Origin of the sequence: Bradyrhizobium japonicum USDA 6 (genome assembly GCF_000284375.1) — a bacterium.
In the GTDB taxonomy this organism is placed as follows: Bacteria; Pseudomonadota; Alphaproteobacteria; order Rhizobiales; family Xanthobacteraceae; genus Bradyrhizobium; species Bradyrhizobium japonicum.
Genome location: NC_017249.1, coordinates 1,084,055 through 1,101,162 on the forward strand (window position 1 = coordinate 1,084,055; position 17,108 = coordinate 1,101,162).

The 17,108-nt window shown below is 65.3% G+C and carries 10 protein-coding genes and 1 pseudogene; 4 read left to right on the forward strand and 7 right to left on the reverse strand.

The features are described 5' to 3' along the window. Nucleotides 1-11: 11 nt before the first annotated feature. From BJ6T_RS04950 to BJ6T_RS04960, 3 genes and pseudogenes are all read right to left on the reverse strand, one after another. On the reverse strand, nt 12-1,610 hold the full coding sequence (locus BJ6T_RS04950; RefSeq protein WP_014491191.1) for an ABC transporter substrate-binding protein: 1,599 nt from the start codon (nt 1,608-1,610) through the stop codon (nt 12-14). 371 nt (nt 1,611-1,981) lie between these two features. Beyond that, a pseudogene (locus BJ6T_RS04955) lies at nt 1,982-3,530 on the reverse strand (AMP-binding protein). Nucleotides 3,531-3,548: 18 nt separating this feature from the next. After that, the gene (locus BJ6T_RS04960) at nt 3,549-4,703 is read right to left on the reverse strand and encodes an iron-containing alcohol dehydrogenase (protein ID WP_014491195.1); all 1,155 of its coding nucleotides are present in this window, start codon (nt 4,701-4,703) and stop codon (nt 3,549-3,551) included. 344 nt (nt 4,704-5,047) lie between these two features. Here BJ6T_RS04960 and BJ6T_RS04965 point away from each other — a divergent pair, with 344 nt between their 5' ends. From BJ6T_RS04965 to BJ6T_RS04975, 3 genes are all read left to right on the forward strand, one after another. Continuing rightward, nucleotides 5,048-6,253 carry an efflux RND transporter periplasmic adaptor subunit gene (locus BJ6T_RS04965; RefSeq protein ID WP_014491196.1) on the forward strand — a complete coding sequence of 402 codons (1,206 nt, stop codon included), beginning with the start codon at nt 5,048-5,050 and terminating at the stop codon, nt 6,251-6,253. Beyond that, nucleotides 6,250-9,420 carry an efflux RND transporter permease subunit gene (locus tag BJ6T_RS04970; RefSeq protein WP_014491197.1) on the forward strand — a complete coding sequence of 1,057 codons (3,171 nt, stop codon included), beginning with the start codon at nt 6,250-6,252 and terminating at the stop codon, nt 9,418-9,420. Before BJ6T_RS04965 ends, BJ6T_RS04970 begins: the two co-directional genes overlap by 4 nt. 193 nt (nt 9,421-9,613) lie before the next feature. Continuing rightward, nucleotides 9,614-10,807 carry an ABC transporter substrate-binding protein gene (locus tag BJ6T_RS04975; protein ID WP_014491198.1) on the forward strand — a complete coding sequence of 398 codons (1,194 nt, stop codon included), beginning with the start codon at nt 9,614-9,616 and terminating at the stop codon, nt 10,805-10,807. A gap of 204 nt (nt 10,808-11,011) precedes the next feature. Here BJ6T_RS04975 and BJ6T_RS04980 read toward each other — a convergent pair whose 3' ends face one another. The 4 genes from BJ6T_RS04980 to BJ6T_RS04995 are packed head-to-tail and all read right to left on the reverse strand — an operon-like array spanning nt 11,012 to nt 15,610. Beyond that, nucleotides 11,012-11,398 (reverse strand): MAPEG family protein, encoded by a 387-nt coding sequence (locus BJ6T_RS04980; RefSeq protein WP_014491199.1) that lies wholly within the window; start codon nt 11,396-11,398, stop codon nt 11,012-11,014. A 27-nt stretch (nt 11,399-11,425) separates the two neighbouring features. Beyond that, entirely contained in the window at nt 11,426-12,508 is a 1,083-nt protein-coding gene (locus tag BJ6T_RS04985; RefSeq protein WP_014491200.1) for a lipocalin-like domain-containing protein, read from the reverse strand. Continuing rightward, nucleotides 12,498-14,960 (reverse strand): FtsX-like permease family protein, encoded by a 2,463-nt coding sequence (locus tag BJ6T_RS04990; RefSeq protein ID WP_014491201.1) that lies wholly within the window; start codon nt 14,958-14,960, stop codon nt 12,498-12,500. The genes BJ6T_RS04985 and BJ6T_RS04990 overlap by 11 nt, the downstream gene beginning before the upstream one ends. After that, entirely contained in the window at nt 14,957-15,610 is a 654-nt protein-coding gene (locus BJ6T_RS04995) for an ABC transporter ATP-binding protein (RefSeq protein WP_028169958.1), read from the reverse strand. Before BJ6T_RS04995 ends, BJ6T_RS04990 begins: the two co-directional genes overlap by 4 nt. 146 nt (nt 15,611-15,756) lie before the next feature. Here BJ6T_RS04995 and BJ6T_RS05000 point away from each other — a divergent pair, with 146 nt between their 5' ends. Then, nucleotides 15,757-17,094 (forward strand): MFS transporter, encoded by a 1,338-nt coding sequence (locus BJ6T_RS05000; protein ID WP_014491203.1) that lies wholly within the window; start codon nt 15,757-15,759, stop codon nt 17,092-17,094. Nucleotides 17,095-17,108: the final 14 nt, after the last annotated feature.

The following is a 17,108-nucleotide window of genomic DNA, read 5'->3' on the forward strand; positions in this document are numbered from 1 at the left end:
AGCCGCCTGCGCTACTTGTCCATCCAGACGTCCTCGTAGCGATACCCATTATAGGAGCTGTTCGACATCACCGTTACGCCCTTGACATAGGGCTGCCAGCAGGAGCCGGTGCGCGCGTGGAAGATGATCGGGCGGGCGACGTCCTCCTGCAGCTTCTTGTCGATGTCCCACACCAGCTTCTTGCGCTTGTTGACGTCGGTCTCCTGCGACTGCACGTCGAACAGCTTCTCGATCTCCTTGTTGCAGTAATTGGTGTAGTTGCGCTCGGAGCCGCAGGAATAGTTCTCGTAGAACGACTGGTCGGGATCGTCGACGGCGTTTCCGGTCAGGTTGAGCCCGAGCATGTAGTCCTTGCGTGCGATCTTCGGGAACCAGTTCGCGGTCTCGACCACGTCGAGCTCGCCGTCGATATAGATGCTCTTGAGCTGGTCGATCAGGATCACCGCAGGATCACGGTAGACCGGGATGTTGCGGGTCGAGACCTTGACGGCGAGATGCTTGTCCGGCCCGTAGCCGGCCTTCTGCATCAGCTTCCTGGCTTCCTCGCGGTTGGCGTTCACGTCGGGGCCATAGCCGGGAATGCTCTCGAGCATCTCCTTAGGCATGCCCCACAGCCCGTTCGGCGGCGGCAGCAAGGTGCCGCCGACATCGCCCTGGCCCTCGAACATGATCGAGATGAACGCCTTGCGGTCGAGCGCCAGCGCCATGGCGCGGCGGATGTCGATGTTGTCGAACGGCGGTGCGGAGGAATTGACGATGATGTTGGTGGCGACATTGTTGGGCTCGACCACGCAGACTGCGTTCGGCGCCTGCGATTTGACGTCTTTCAGCAGCGGAATGCTCACTTCGGTCGGGAACGCCATGTCGAACTTGCCGGCGACGAAGGCGAGGATCGCGGTCGAACGGTTCGGGATGATGGTGAACTCGATGCCGTCGAGATAGGGCCGCCCCTCGCGCCAATAGTCGGGATTGCGGGTCAGCTTGATCGATTCATTGGCCTTGAACTCGACGAATTTGAACGGGCCGGTGCCGATCGGGTGCGTGCGCATGTCGCCGGGCGAGACGTGACAAGGATAGACCGGCGTGTAACCCGAGGCGAGCAGGGCCAGCAGCGACGGCTGCGGCCGCTTCAAGTTGAAGGAAACCTCGAGGTCGCCCTTGGTGGAGACGTCGTTGACCTGTTCGTACCAGGTCTTGCGTGGATTCTGCCGGAACTTCTGCTGCGACTTGCCCATCAGCATGTCGAAGGTGCATTTGACGTCTGCGGAGGTGAAGGGCTTGCCGTCATGCCATTTCACGCCCGGGCGCAGCTTGAAGGTCAGCGTCTTGTTGTCGTTGACCCAGGCCCAGCTCTCGGCGAGTTCCGGAATGATGTTGTCCATCCTGTTCTGCGCCTCGTCCTGCTTGTAGATGACGAGGTTGTTGAACACAGGCATGAAGGGAACATTGAGCGAATAGGTCGCGCCTTCATGGATCGAGGCATTGCCGGGGCTGTCGCGGTGGTACATCCGCAGGATTCCGCCCTGCTTGGGCCCGCCGGCGAGCACGGTCGTCGAGGCCGTCAGCACAGATAGCGCCGCCACTGCGGCGAGCGCCCACACGCTCCGCATGCTCATCCTCCCTGGACATTCGTCTTTTGGGCCTTTGCGGCCTGTTTGTCAGACGATAGCGACGCGCGTGCAGCGAGGCAACCGGCAAGGCCGCTCGCCGCCTCGACAATTCGGATGACGGAAGGCCGCAGGCGTTCACACTCTCTTCATGTGAGAGTGCAGGTGCGAACAAGGACCAGATGTAACGGCGTTGCCTCTAGCCGCGATGAAGGTGCGCTCCCTCGCCCCGCTTGCGGGGAGAGGGTTTGGGGTGAGGGGGAGTCTCCGCGAGGGGGTGACAGTTGGATTCGCGGAGAGTCCCCCTCACCCGGAATCCGCGCAGCGCGCGCATTCCGGCCTCTCCCTGCGCGCGGGGAGAGGCGAAGAGCATCTCACACGATCCGCGACGTCTTGTTCCCCCAATAGCGGTCCCGCAGCAGCCGCTTGTACAGCTTGCCCGTCGGCAGCCGCGGCAGTTCCTTCTCGAAATCGACCGAGCGCGGCACCTTCTGCCGCGACAGCGATTGACCGCAGAAGGCCATCAGTTCCTCGGCGAGCGCCTCGCCCGGCACCACGCCGGGCATCGGCTGCACCACCGCCTTCACCTCTTCGCCGAGATCGGGGTTGGGCACGCCGAACACCGCGGCATCGGCGACCTTCGGATGGGTGATGAGCAGGTTCTCGCATTCCTGCGGATAGATGTTCACCCCGCCGGAGATGATCATGAAGGTGGCGCGGTCGGTCAAATAGAGGAAACGATCTTCGTCGACATAGCCGACATCGCCGACCGTGCTCATGCTGCCGTCGGCCGAGCGCGCTTCCCTGGTCTTCTCGGGGTCGTTGAAATATTCGAACGGCGATGCCGTCTTGAACCAGACCTGGCCCGGCGTGCCGGTCGGGCACGCCTTCATGTTGTCGTCGAGGATGTGGAGGTCGCCGAGCAGCACCTTGCCGACGGTGCCGCGGTGGCTAAGCCATTCCGCGCTGTTGCAGGCGGTGAAGCCGAGGCCCTCGGTCGCGCCGTAATATTCGTGGATGATCGGCCCCCACCATTTGATGATGTCATCCTTGACCAGTGCCGGGCAGGGCGCTGCGGCGTGGATCGCGATCTCCAGCGATGACAGGTCGTAGCGGCCGCGCACCTCCTCCGGCAGCTTCAGCATGCGCGAGAACATCGTCGGCACCAGCTGGGTGTGGGTGATGCCCCATTGCTGGACGAGCTGGAGATAACGCTCGGGATCGAACGTGTCCATGATGATCACGGTGCCGCCCATGCGGATCGTGAGGTTCACCGCGGCCTGCGGCGCCGAGTGATAGAGCGGGGCAGGCGACAGATAGACCATGCCCTCGCGGTAGTGCCAAAGCTTTGTCAGGAAATCGAACAGCGGCAGATTGTGTTTGGGCGGCTCCTCCGGCAGCGGGCGCAGGATGCCTTTCGGCCGCCCGGTCGTGCCGGATGAATAGAGCATGGCGGTGCCGAGCCATTCATCGGCGATCGGAGCCCTGGGCAGGTCGGCCGTCACCTCGGCAAGGCCGACGATGCGGTCGCTCTCGCCGGGGCCGTCGGCGACGATGCAGAGCTTGATGTCCGGACAGGCCTTGATCGCCTCGCGGGCGATCGAGTTTCGCGACGGAGGTGATCAGGATTTTCGACTGGCTGTTGACGAGGAGATAGGCGAGCTCGCCCGGCGTCAGGAATGAGTTGATGCAGGTGTAGTACAGCCCGGAGCGCTCGCCCGCGCCGCAGGCTTCGAGGTAGCGCGAATTGTTCTCCATGAAGATCGAATAATGGTCGAGCCGCTTCAAGCCGTGCCTGCGGAACAGATGCGCCAGGCGGTTGCTGCGCGCATCGAGCTCGCGATAGGTGACGGCCTCGCCGGTCGCAGCCATGATGAAGGCGGGCTGGAGCGGACGTAGACGGGCATGCTGACCTGGATACATCAGTCCTCCGGCTTGAAATTATGCGGCGAGAAGCAGTATTTCGCGAATGTCGGCGGGGCCCTCGATCTTGCGCGGGTTGCGCGGGATCCAGTTGGTGCGCATCGCCTGTTCGGCGATGGCGTCGAAATGCTCAGGCGAGACGCGCACGTCCGATAGGCTGCGCGGCATGCCGAGCGAGCGGATGAAGGCATCGAGCACGTCGCCGGCGTTGTGGCCGGGAAAACCCATCGCGGCGGCGACGATCGTCTGGCGCTCGGCGTTGTCGCGCGCATTCCAGCGCATCACCGCCGGCAGCATGATGCAGGAGGTGTAGCCGTGCGGCACGTCGAAGGCCGCACCGAGCACATAGCCGATGCCGTGGCTCGCGCCCATCGGCACGCCGGCGGCGAGCGCGCCCATCGACAGCCAGGTGCCGATCTGCGCATCCATGCGGGCGTCGAGGTCGGCGGGGTCGGCCTTCACCCGCGGCAGCGCGTCGGCGAGCATGGCCAGCCCCTTCACCGACTGCGCATCGGCATAAGGGTGCGTCTCGCGCGAGCAGATCGCCTCGACGCAATGGTCGACGGCGCGGATGCCGGTGGAGAGAAACAGCCATTCCGGCGTGTGCACGGTGATGGCGGGATCGAGGATGGTTGCACGCGGCACCGTGAGCGGATGCCGCAGCATCTGCTTCACATGCGTGGCGCGGTCGGTGACGCCGGCGATCGCGCTGAACTCGCCGCCGGCGATCGTGGTCGGCACGCTGACCTGGCGCACGTCAGGGGCGGTCATCTCGGGCGCGACGCCCTTGTGGACGCGGATGCGTTCGATGCCCTCGACGTCGTCGATGCCGTTGGCAAGGCAGAGCTGCACCGCCTTGGCGCCGTCGGTGATCGAGCCGCCGCCCACGGTGACGATCAGGTCGGCGTTCACTTCGCGTGCGGCATTGGTGGCGGCGATCACCGCCTCGCGCGGCGTATGCGCCGGCATCGCGTCGAACAGGCCGGCGCAGCGCGCGCCGAGCGCGTCTTTGATCTTCGCGATTTCATCGGTCTGCCGGTTCAGCGTGCTGGAGACCATCAGGAAGGCGCGGCGCGTCCCCAGCCGGTCCATCTGCGCAACGACGGCCTCGGCCGCGGGATGGCCGAACACGACCTCCTCGATCGCGCCGTAAACGACACGTCCCTGGTGCACGCCTGTCCTCCCAGGACAATTTGGCTTTGTTTTTCTGGGAGTAATCTAGCCGAGCGGACGGCGTCCGTCATGTGTGAAGGCGCTGGCGGCTTTCTCACCCTCCCCCTCCAGGGGAGGGTGGCGAGCGCAGCGTCTTGATTGCTGACCTTACGCCGACGCGCATGCGCATCAACCGCCGCTTGCCATCATCTCGCTCGCTGTCAACCCGCCATCCGGCCAGGGCATTCTTCGAAGCATTGCGCGTGGATTGGTCTTGAAGAGTTCATCATTGCCAACCATCTTGTGGCGCCCGCGGGTAGAGGCGTACCCTGCGTTTTTCGGCGGCTCTTATGCGAGGACCTGGGATGACTGAACCGGACGGAAGCGAGCAGTTTGACAAAAAGCACGATTTCGTTCAGTCGCGGCCTTATGCAATTGCCGGCATTCTCGCAGCGGCGTTCGCGCTCGCCGGTTGTGGGCAGCCCGCCTCGCAGGCGTCGGCGCCACCGCCCGCGCCGGTGACCGTCGCCCAGCCCGTCAAGCGCACCGTCACCGATTGGGACGAGTTCACCGGCCGCTTCGAGGCGGTCGAGGAGGTGCAGGTGCGCCCCCGTGTCGGCGGCTTCGTCAACTCCGTCGAGTTCCAGGACGGCGCGATCGTGCATCAGGGCGACCTGCTCTACGTCATCGACCCGCGCCCGTTCGAGGCGGTGGCCGAGCAGGCGGACGGCCAGTTGTCCGACGCGCGTGCCAAGGTGGAGCTTGCCAAGCGCGAGCTCGACCGTGGCCTGAACCTGGTCCAGACCAGCGCGGTCTCCGAACAGGCCGTCGACCAGCGCCGCCAGGCCCTGCAGGCGGCGCATGCCGCGGAGACGCAGGCCGCAGGCGCGCTGAAGGCCGCCCGGCTCAATATCGAGTTCACCCATGTGACCGCGCCGCTCACCGGCCGCGTCAGCCGCCATCTCGTCAGCCCCGGCAACCTCGTGCAGGGCAGCGATACCGGCACCTCGACATTGCTCACCTCGATCGTCGCGCTCGATCCGATCTACGTTTATTTCGACATGGATGAAGCAACCTTCATCAAGTACAGCAGGCTGTGGTTCGAAGGCCGCCGCCCGAGCTCGCGCGACACCGCGAACCCGGTGCAGGTGACGCTCGCCGGCGAGACGAAGCCGTCGCATGAGGGCACCATCAACTTCCTCGACAACCGCCTCGATGTCTCCACCGGCACATTGCGCAGCCGCGCCGTGATCAAGAACACCGACCTCTCGATCCTGCCGGGCCAGTTCGGCCGTGTCCGCCTGATCGGAAGCGCGCCGTATGAGGCACTGCTGATTCCCGATGTCGCGGTCGCGACCGACCAGTCCCGCAAGATCGTGTTCGTGGTCAAGCCGGACGACACCGTCGAGGCGCGTCCCGTGGTGCTCGGTCCGCTCGATGACGGCCTGCGCGTGATCCGCGAGGGGCTGAAGGCGGAGGACCGCGTCATCGTCAACGGCATCCAGCGCGCCCGCGTCGGCGCCAAGGTCGCCCCGCAGACGGCTCCGGCCCCGGTTGGTGGCAAGTCATGAACCTTGGCCGTCTGTCCATCAACCAGCCCATCCTGGCGATGGTGCTGTCGATCGTGCTGCTGATCGTCGGCGCGCTCGCCTACACCACGTTGCCGGTGTCCGAATATCCGCAAGTGGTGCCGCCGACCGTGGTCGTCACCACGCAGTACCCCGGCGCCTCCGCCCAGACCGTGTCCGACACGGTCGCAGCTCCCATAGAGCAGGAGATCAACGGCGTCGAGGACATGCTGTACCTCTACAGCCAGGCCACCTCGAACGGCCAGCTCACCATCACCGTCACCTTCAAGCTCGGCACCGACCTCGACAAGGCCCAGGTGCTGGTGCAGAACCGCGTCGCGATCGCCCAGCCGCGGCTACCCGAGGAAGTCCAGCGCAACGGCGTCACCACGCGCAAGAACTCGCCCGACATCCTCATGGTCGTGTTCATGCTGTCGCCGGACGACACGTTCGACCAGCTCTACATCTCCAACTACGCGCTGCTCCAGGTCCGCGACCAGCTGCTGCGGCTCGACGGCGTCGGCGACATCCAGATCTTCGGCGCACGCGACTATTCGATGAGGTTGTGGCTCGACCCCGACCGTATCGCCAATCTCGGCCTGACCTCCACCGAGGTGATTGCCGCGATCCGCGCGCAGAACATCCAGATCGCGGGCGGCCAGGTCGCCGAGCCGCCGATCACCGACCGCGCCTTCCAGCCGAACCTCGTCTTCACCGGACGGCTGAAGGATCAGAGACAGTTCGAGGATATCCTGATCAAGGCCGGCTCGGACGGCCGAACCGTGCGCCTGCGCGATGTCGCCCGCATCGAGCTCGGTGCGCTCTCCTACTCCACCAACAGCTTCCTGTTGCGCAAATCGGCGGTCGGCATGCTGGTGACGCAGCGGCCCGGGTCGAACGCGCTGGCGACCGCGAAAAGCATCTCCGACACCATGGCCAAGCTGAAGGAGAGTTTTCCGAGGGGCCTCGACTACAATATCGGCTACAATCCGACCGAGTTCATCGCGCAGTCCGTCCATGAGCTGATCAAGACCATCTACGAGGCCATGCTGCTGGTGGTCGTCGTCGTGCTGGTGTTCCTGCAGGGCTGGCGGCCGGCGATCATCCCGATCATCGCCATTCCGGTCTCGCTGGTCGGCACCTTTGCGGTGATGGCGGCGCTCGGCTTCTCCATCAATAATCTCACGCTGTTCGGCCTCGTGCTCGCCGTCGGTATCGTCGTCGACGACGCCATCGTGGTGGTCGAGAATGTCGAGCGGCACCTCGAGCATGGCCTCAGCCGGCGCGATGCGGCACTCAAAACCATGGAGGAGGTCGGCGGCGCGCTGGTCTCGATTGCGCTGGTGCTCTGCGCCGTGTTTGTGCCGACGGCATTCCTCGGCGGCATTTCCGGGCAATTCTTCCAGCAATTCGCCGTCACCATCGCGGTTGCGACCGCGATCTCCTGTTTCTGTTCGCTGACGCTGTCGCCGGCGCTGGCCTCGCTGATCCTCACGCCGCACGAGGAGAAGCGACCGCCGGCTGCCTGGAACGTCATCGCGCGGGCGTGGGGTGCCTTTACCGGCGTCTTCAACCGCGTGTTCGACCGGCTCTCGCATGGCTATGCGGGCCTTGCCAATTTCGTGATCCGTCATTCCGTCGCGATGCTGCTGATCTACGTCGTGCTGATCGGCAGCGCTGGCTGGCTGATCGGGACCACGCCGCAGGGCTTCATCCCCGCGCAGGATCGCGGCTACGTCATCGTTTCCGTGCAATTGCCCGGCGCGGCGTCACTCGCGCGCACCACCGAGATAGTGCGCGAGATCGAGCGGATTGCGCTGGATACCCCGGGCATCATCCGTGTTGCCGTCTTCGCCGGATTCTCCGGGGCCACGCGCACGCAGCAGGGCAACGCAGCGGCGCTGTTTCCGGTGTTCGACGAGCCCGAGGCGCGGCTGAAGAAGGGGCTGACGGCGAACGCCATCACGGCCGAGCTGCGCAAGCGGCTCGCCGCGCTCCAGGGCGCGTTCATCATCGTCATTCCGCCGCCGGCCGTGCCCGGCATCGGCACCGGCGGCGGCTTCACCATCCGCATCCAGGACCGCCAAGGCCGCGGGCCCGAGCTGCTCGCCGCAGCCACCGACGAGCTTGTCGCCGCGGCGCGCAAATCGCCGTTGCTGCTCGGCCCCACAGTGTTCTCCCCGTTCACGGCCAACACGCCGCAGCTCTTCGTCGACATCGACCGCACCAAGGCGCAGAAGCTCGGCGTACCCATCGCCAGCATCAACGACACGATCCAGACCTACTTCGGATCGACCTATGTCAACGACTTCAACCTGTTCGGCCGCACCTATCACGTCACAGCGCAGGCGGACTTCCCGTTCCGGAAAGAGCCAAGCGATCTCTCGCGCCTGCGCACGCGCAACGCCTCCGGCGACATGGTGATGCTCGGCAGCGTGGTCGAGTTCAAGGACGTCTCCGGCCCCGACCGCGTCGCGCGCTACAATCTCTATGCTGCGTCCGAGCTCCAAGGCGAGCCGGCGCCGGGCGTCAGTTCGACGACGGCGCTCAACACCATCAAGAAGCTCGCGGACGATATCTTGCCGAGCGGCTTCACCTTCGAATGGACTGACCTCTCCTACCAGCAGATCACCGGCGGCAATGCCGGCCTGCTCGTGTTCCCGATCTGCGTGCTGTTCGTCTATCTCGTGCTCGCCGCGCAATATGGCAGCTGGACGCTTCCATTCGCGGTGATCCTGATCGTGCCGATGTGCTTGCTCGCCGCTACCATTGGCGTGCGGATCATGGGGCAGGACGTCAACATCCTCACCCAGATCGGATTCGTCGTTCTGGTGGGGTTAGCTGCAAAGAACGCGATCCTGATCGTCGAGTTCGCGCGCGACATCGAGAAAGAAGGCAAGCCCCGGCTGGAGGCCGTGATCGACGCCTGCCGCCTGCGCCTGCGGCCGATCCTGATGACCTCCTTCGCCTTCATCCTCGGCGTGCTGCCGCTGGTGATATCGTCCGGCTCCGGCTCGGAGATGCGGCAGGCGGTCGGCGTCGCCGTGTTCTTTGGCATGATCGGTGTCACCCTGTTCGGCCTGCTATTCACCCCGATCTTCTATGTGGTGGTGCGGAACCTGGCGGAAGGGCGGAACGAGGGGAAGAAGCCGGAGGTGGTGGCCTCTTAGTGCAAGTGGTGACCGCCAGCGTACCTTCACTCCCTGTGGTTATGGGTCCCGGCTGCGCGCGCCCCGGGACGACAGCGGTTGTTTGGCGCGCAGAATCCCATACTAACGACCAACATGAAATGGATGGGCAGGCGCGGGGTTCTTCACTAGTATCCGCGCGATTTCAAAACAGAAAACTGCTGGGAGCCAACATATGAAATCAGCACTTTTGGCCGCTGTCGCAACCTCTGCTCTGTTGCTCGCCGGGCCGGCCTCCGCGCAAGGCGTCAAGATCGGCATTCTCAACGATCAGTCCGGCGTCTATGCCGATTACGGCGGCAAATACTCGGTCGAAGCCGCCAAGATGGCGATCGAGGATTTCGGCGGCGAAGTGCTTGGCCAGAAGATCGAGATGGTCACCGCCGATCACCAGAACAAGCCGGATCTCGCCACGTCGATTGCGCGGCGCTGGTACGACGTCGAGAACGTGGACATGATCACGGAGTTGACGACCTCCTCGGTCGCGCTCGCGATCCACGAGCTCTCCAAGGAAAAGAAGAAGATCGACATCGTCGTCGGCGCCGCGACCTCGCGCCTCACCGGCGATGCCTGCCAGCCCTACGGCTTCCACTGGGCCTATGACACCCGTGCGCTTGGCGTCGGCACCGGCGGCGCGCTGACGAAAGCGGGCGGCGACACCTGGTTTTTCCTCACTGCCGACTATGCCTTCGGCTATGCGCTGGAGAAGGACACCAGTGAGATCGTCACCGCCAATGGCGGCAAGGTGGTCGGCTCGGTCCGCGTGCCGCTCAACTCGTCGGATTTCTCCTCCTTCCTGCTCCAGGCGCAGAGCTCGAAGGCGAAGATCGTCGGCCTCGCCAATGCCGGCCTCGACACCACCAACTCGATCAAGCAGGCGGCCGAGTTCGGCATCGTCTCTGGCGGCCAGAAGCTCGCCGGCCTCCTGATGACGCTCGCCGAGGTGAACGGTCTCGGCTTGCAGGCCGCGCAAGGCCTGGTGCTGACCGAGGGCTATTACTGGGATATCAACGACCGCACCCGCAAATTCGGCGAACGTTTCTTCAAGCGCACCAGCCGGATGCCGAACATGATTCAGGCCGGTACCTATTCGGCGACGCTGAGCTATCTCAAGGCGGTCAAGGCCGCCGGCACCAAGGATCCGGATGCGGTCGCCAAGAAGCTGAAGGAGCTGCCGGTCGACGACGACTTTGCGCAAGGCGGCAAGGTGCTCGAGAACGGCCGCATGGTCCACGACATGTATCTGTTCGAGGTCAAGAAGCCGTCGGAATCGAAGAAGCCGTGGGACTATTACAAGCTGCTCGCAACCGTCCCCGGCGACAAGGCGTTCTTCGCCGCCAAGGACAGCGGCTGCCCGCTGACGAAGTAGCGGGAAGAGACGGGGTCAGCGCCACGATCTCCCTGTCGTCCCCGCGAACGCGGGGACCCATAACCCCAGGGAGAAGTGTGGCGCGAGACTCCCACTACGAGCCTTCGCAAGACTACTCCCTGTGGGCATGGGTCCCGGATCAGCGCTCCGCTTCGCTGCGCTTGTCCGGGACGACGGCGGAATTTGTGGCCGCAGCTCGTCTCCTCACACCAGCCGCAGCACCACCGCCCCCAGCGCCCCCGCCCACAGCGCAATCGCTGCGATGCCCTGGATCGCAAAGCCCGGGCCGCGCTTTGCCGCCGCCTGCGAATAACCGATGAAGTAGACGATGCGGCCGATGATCCAGACCGCGCCGATTCCCGCTGCAATGGCGTCGCCGATATAGATCGCGAACAGCCAGAGCGCCGGCAGGAAGACCGGCATCCATTCCAGCGTGTTTGCCTGGATGCGGAAGGCTCGCTCGAAATCCGGATGGCCCGACATCGCCGGCACCTTGACCCCGGTCTTGGTGCGCGCGCGCGAGACGTTGATGCAGGTGAACATATAAAATGCGATCGCCAGCAACGTGACGAGGGCGGTGAGATGATACATCACTGTTTTCCTTGAAGAGGTCGCGCCTCAATAGCCGGTCAGCTCGAGATAGCCAACGCCGTCATGCGTGCCGGCAAAGCTGATCGGTCCTTCCCAATAGGAGAAGCCGGTCCCCATCCAGGCTTTTGGATTAAGCGGCCTGCAGACAATCGAAAATGATCGTGAGGGGATCGCGATCTGCCATTCCACCGGCAGCTTGCGTCCCGCGATCTCGGCGGTCGCTTTCGGACTCATCTGGATATCGCCACCCGCGATCATCTGCGTGTCGCCCGCGGCGCTGATCCAGTTGCCGAACGGATAGTCCTGGCCGTCCTTCTGCCGCAACCGGTACAGCATCAACTTGTCGCCGGATGCGAGATGGAGCGACAGCCAGTCCCAGCCGGTCTGGTCGGTATCGAGCGGCTGGCTGCTCCATTCGCGGTCCATCCAGGCCTGACCGGAAACATCGGCCGGCCTGTCGTCGATGGTGAGCGTGCCGCGCGCGCGGTAGAACGGCTGGCTGTAGTAGTAAGAGGCCTGCCCGCGCTCGGACTTGCGGCTGAAACCGTGATCGCCCTGCAGCACCACAGGTCGGTCGGCCTCCAACGTCAACGCGTAGCTGAAGTCGGTGCCCGAAGCCCTCAGCGTCAGCGGCGCCAAAATGCGATCGTCGGTACGCTCGGACCCTTTCATCTCCCAATCGTCGATCCACGCCGCAAATGGCTTTGCGGTGACGCCGGCCTGTCCAATGCCGCCGCGCGCAAACACCTCGCTGAAGCGGTGGGTGTCGGCGCGCGTCACTGCCGCATGCGCCATCCAGATCTGCTGATTGGCCCAGCCTTCGCCTTGCGGGCCCGGCTGCGCCGCCTGGCGGAACAGCGTCCATTGCAGGCCGCAAGCCGCGCCGCTGCCATCGACGAGATTCGCGGTGAGATACCACCATTCGATGCGGAACTCCGGATGGGGACCGTGATCGGCCGGAAAGCTGAACGTCTTTCCCGGCGTCACCTTCGCAAAGCCGTCGGCGGTCTCGCCGAGCCCGGCATAGCCCTGCGCGCCGGCGCGGCGGGCAGCCGCGAGGGCGAAGATGCCGCCGGCGAAGGCGCGCCGCGATATTCTGTCAGCGCTCATTGGCAAACACCTTGACGAGGCTCGCCGGCTGCATCCGCGCCAGTCGTATCATCGGCAGCAGCGCGGCAAGCAGCGAAGCGATCAGCGCGACCGCGACCAGCTCCACCAGCTGCAGCGGAAACACGTGGAACGGCAGCCGCCAGCCGAACGCCTTCACATTGACGATGGCGATCAGGCACCACGCCACCAGCAATCCGAGCGGCACGGCCAGCAGCGCTGTGAACAGCGCAACCGACAATGTCTTGGTCAGTTCGATCGCGGCAAGGCGCGGCCGCGTGATGCCGATCGCCCACAGCGGCGCGAGCTGGGGCAGGCGTGAATTCGCCAGTGTCAGCAGGCTGGTCAAGAGCGCGATGCCGGCCACGCCGAGCGTGAAGGCATTGAGCGCCGACGTCACCGCAAAGGTGCGGTTGAAGATCCGGATCGATTCCGCCTTCACCGTCGCCTGGTCCGCGACGCTGCGGTCGTCGAGCGCGAATTGCTTCTGCAACGCCGCGATCAGGCCGGGGATATTTTCCTTCGCGACCATCAGGCCGATCCGCGTCTGCGGCGTCTGCGGAAAGTGCCGGATCAGCGCCGCGACGTTGACGGCGAGCTGCCCCTTGGGGTTGCCGTAGTCGGCATAGATGCCGGCGATGTCGAGCTCCCAGGTGCCGCCCGGCGCCGGCACCTCGATGACATCGCCGACGCGCACATTCAGCCGTCGGCTCAGCTGCTCGCTGATGAAGGCGGCATTGCCCGGCACGAGCTGGGTCCAGGCGCGCGGCGCGGCCTCCAGCAGTGGCCAGCGCTCGCGATAGAGTGCGTGATCGGGCAGGCCGAGCAACTCGACCGGCTGCCCCTGAACCTGCGTATCGGCGCGTCCGCCCGACAGGATCGCCTGTACGTCGGCGCGCTCCTTCAGCCAATTCCGGATCGCCACGCCTTGCGCATTGTCGGAGGCGCTGATGTAGACGTCGGCGGCAAGCCGGCCGTTGAGCCAGCCGACGAAGGTGCGGCTGAAGGTTTCCACCATGGTGGACACCCCGACATTGACGGCCAGCGCGAGCAGCAGCGCCATCAGGGCCAGCGACAAGCCGGAGAGCTGTTGCCGGCTGTCCGCCCAGAACCACAGCGCCAGCGGCCCCTTCGCCCAGCGCTGGCCCGCGAGCAGGATGATCTCGAGGAAGGTAGGCAGGATCAGCGCCGCGCCCAGCATCAGCGCCCCGAGCACGCCGAATCCCGCAATCAGCGATTGCCCGTAGTGCAGGAGCAACAGCGCGACCGCAAACACGGCGCAGGCCGCACCGCTCTGCAGGACCAGCCAGCGGCGCTGCCGCTGCTGCCAGGCGTACGGCTGTGCGGTCGCCAGCACCGGCATCCTGACCGCCTTGATCAGGCTGGTCGCGGCGGCCACGATCGCGCCGGCGATGCTGATGCCGATGCCGGCGAGCCACCATTCGGAGCGCAATGTGAGCTGTCCCGGGATCTGCGCGCCATAGAGCCCGCGCAGCGACGCCGCGACGTCGGGCAACAGCGCAGCCGCGATGAAATAGCCGCAGACGAGCCCGATCAATCCCGCGACCAGCGCCAGCGCCACCAGCTCCACCACCAGCACCGTGTTGACCAGCCGCGCCGAGGCACCGCAGGCCCGCAACGTGCGCAGCATCGGCAGCCGCTGCTCGAAGGCGAGGCCGACGGCGGAGTTGACGATGAAGAGACCGACGAAGAACGACAGCAGGCCGAAGGCGGTGAGGTTGAGATGGAAGCTGTCGGTGAGGCGCTCCAGCTCCGTCTCCGCATTCGGCTCGACCCGTTGCAACTGCTCGCCGACGATACTGGCCAGCGGCGCCGGCTTGCCCTTCGGCTTGCCGATCAAAAGCCGCGACACCTGGTCCGGCTTGTTCAGCAGGTGCTGCGCGACGCCGATGTCGACGACCAGCACGCCGGGCACGAGCTGCGGCAGCACGCGCAGCGGCGGCAGTTTTGCGCCGTTGCTGATCGGCGGTGCCGCGCCTTCCTGTTCCTGCAGATCGGTCAAGGTCTCCCGCGCCGCCAATGTCTGGCCGGGCGGCGCAACGAAACTGCTCAAATCCGAGGCGCCAAGGCGTGGCGCGTTGCCGACGTCGGCCGGCATCGTCACCGGCTCGATGCCGAGCAGCCGCACCGAACGTCCGTTGACCTGGACGCGGCCTTCCAGCACCGGCGAGACCGGCCAGCCCGCGCGGCGGAGTTTTATGAACAGCTCCTGCGAAAAGGTCGCGGCATCAGGCGCCACCAGCATCGCCGTGCGCACGCCGCCGAACGTCGCCGCCGCGCGGTCATAGGCATTGCGGGCCTGCTGGTTGATCGCCTGCACGCCGCTCCACAATGCGGTCGCCGCGATCAGTCCGATCAGGAGCGTCGCGAACTGCATCTTGTGCCGTCGCCAGTGGCTCAGCAGCACCGCGAGGACCCAGAGCGCGCGCCTCATGCGATCCGCCCCGCATGCAAGGTCACGTGGCGGTCGAGCGTGCCGGCGAGATGCAGGCTGTGCGTCACCATCAGGAAGCCGCAGCCGGTGCGCGTGACGAGGTCGCGTGTCAGCGCCAGCACGTCGTCGGCGGTATCCTCGTCGAGATTGCCGGTCGGCTCGTCCGCGAGCAGCAGTGAGGGCTTTGTCGCCAGCGCCCGGCCGATCGCGACCCGCTGCTGCTGGCCGCCCGATAATTGCTCTGGATAACGCTTGAGCAGATTGCCGAGCCCGAGCCGCTCGACCAGCTCCTTTGACCATGCCGCATCATGCCGGCCGGCGATCCGCGCCTGGAAGGCGAGATTGTCCGCCACCGACAGGCTCGGGATCAGGTTGAACTGCTGAAAAACCAGGCCGATCCGGTCGCGCCGCAGCTCGGCCCGGCCCGCGTCCGAGAGCTTGGTGACCTCGGTGTCCTCCAGGCGAATTGTGCCGCTGTCGGCCGCATCGAGACCCGCGATCAGGTGCAACAGCGTGCTCTTGCCGCTGCCGGACTCGCCGGTCAGCGCGACACGCTCGCCGGCCTTGAGGTCGAGGTCGACACCGCGCAGCACATGGACCGGCTCGCCGGCCGAGGAGAAGGTCTTTGAGAGGTTTCGGATGCTCAGCAAGGTCAATGCGCCGGACGGAATTAACTCAATGCTGCGTAGCACACTTGCCGTGGAAATGCCGGGGTTGCGTTGGCCTTGAAGCCGTTGTTAGCTCCCAAGACGGCCAAATCAAAAACGTGCCGACAAAAAGACATACGGGGAGATTGATGAGCGCTCAGGGAACGCCCGACGTTGCGGGCAGGACGGCAGGGGAAGGCAAGGCAACGCCGAAGGGCGCCTGGACCGTCACATTTCTCCTCTTTCTCTTCATGGTCGTGAACTTCGCGGACAAGATCGTCGTCGGTCTCGCCGGCGTGCCGATCATGACAGACCTGAAGCTCGACGCCGAGCAATTCGGCCTGCTCGGCTCCTCGTTCTTCTTCCTGTTCTCGATCTCGGCCATCGTGGTCGGCTTCATCGTCAACAAGGTGCCGACGCGCTGGGTGCTGCTGACGCTGGCGGTGATCTGGGCGCTGGCGCAGTTCCCGATGGTCGGCACCGTCTCGTTCACCACGCTCCTGATCTGCCGCATCGTGCTGGGCGCGGGCGAGGGCCCGGCCTTCTCGGTCGCGGCGCACGCCATCTACAAATGGTTCCCCGACGAGAAGCGCACGCTGCCGACCGCGATCCTGTCGCAAGGCTCGGCCTTCGGCGTCATCCTGGCCGTGCCGGCGTTGAACTGGGTCATCGTCAATCATTCCTGGCACTACGCCTTCGGCGCGCTTGGCGTCGTCGGCCTGCTCTGGGTCTGTGCCTGGCTGACGTTCGGCAAGGAAGGCCCGCTCGAGGACACCCAGGTTCTCGCCGTCACCGAGCCGAAAATCCCTTATGTGCAGCTTCTGACCTCGCGCACCTTCCTCGGCTGCGTGATCGCGACCTTCGGGGCCTATTGGGCGCTGTCGCTCGGCCTCACCTGGTTCACGCCGTTCATCGTCAAGGGCCTCGGCTTCTCGCAGAGTCAGGCCGGCTTCGTCTCGATCCTGCCCTGGGTGTTCGGCGCCACAATCGTCATCCTCACGGGCTGGATCTCGCAGGTGATGATGGCGCGCGGCTACACCACGCGCATCTCGCGCGGCGTGCTCGGCTCGGTGCCGCTGATCCTCGGCGGCCTGATCCTGGCGATGATGCCGCATGTCTCGGGCGCTGGCTGGCAGATCGCGTCGCTCGTCATCGGCTCGGGCCTCTGCGGCGCCATCTACGTCGTCTGCCCGCCGATGCTCGGCGAGTTTACGCCGGCCTCGCAGCGCGGCGCTGTCATCGCCATCTATGGCGCGCTCTACACGCTCTCCGGCATCATCGCGCCGAGCGTGATGGGCGCCGTGATCCAGCGCGCCGGCAGCATGCTCGACGGCTACCTGACCGGCTTCACCATCAACGCGGTGGTGATGGTTGGCTCCGGTGTCATTGGCCTGCTGCTGCTGTGGCCGAACACGGAAAAGGCCAGGCTGACCCGCGGTGCGGCCCCGCAAGGCGCAGCACTGAAGGGTGCGGTCTCGCCGACGTAAGGGCGGTCTTCTTA

Excerpts from the sequence above, each read along its gene's own strand:
- BJ6T_RS04950 (WP_014491191.1), bottom strand. The coding sequence starts at position 1,610 with ATGCGGAGCGTGTGGGCGCTCGCCGCAGTGGCGGCGCTATCTGTGCTG.
- BJ6T_RS05000 (WP_014491203.1), top strand. The coding sequence starts at position 15,757 with ATGAGCGCTCAGGGAACGCCCGACGTTGCGGGCAGGACGGCAGGGGAA.
- BJ6T_RS04965 (WP_014491196.1), top strand. The coding sequence starts at position 5,048 with ATGACTGAACCGGACGGAAGCGAGCAGTTTGACAAAAAGCACGATTTC.
- BJ6T_RS04985 (WP_014491200.1), bottom strand. The coding sequence starts at position 12,508 with ATGAGCGCTGACAGAATATCGCGGCGCGCCTTCGCCGGCGGCATCTTC.
- BJ6T_RS04990 (WP_014491201.1), bottom strand. The coding sequence starts at position 14,960 with ATGAGGCGCGCGCTCTGGGTCCTCGCGGTGCTGCTGAGCCACTGGCGA.
- BJ6T_RS04980 (WP_014491199.1), bottom strand. The coding sequence starts at position 11,398 with ATGTATCATCTCACCGCCCTCGTCACGTTGCTGGCGATCGCATTTTAT.
- BJ6T_RS04970 (WP_014491197.1), top strand. The coding sequence starts at position 6,250 with ATGAACCTTGGCCGTCTGTCCATCAACCAGCCCATCCTGGCGATGGTG.
- BJ6T_RS04975 (WP_014491198.1), top strand. The coding sequence starts at position 9,614 with ATGAAATCAGCACTTTTGGCCGCTGTCGCAACCTCTGCTCTGTTGCTC.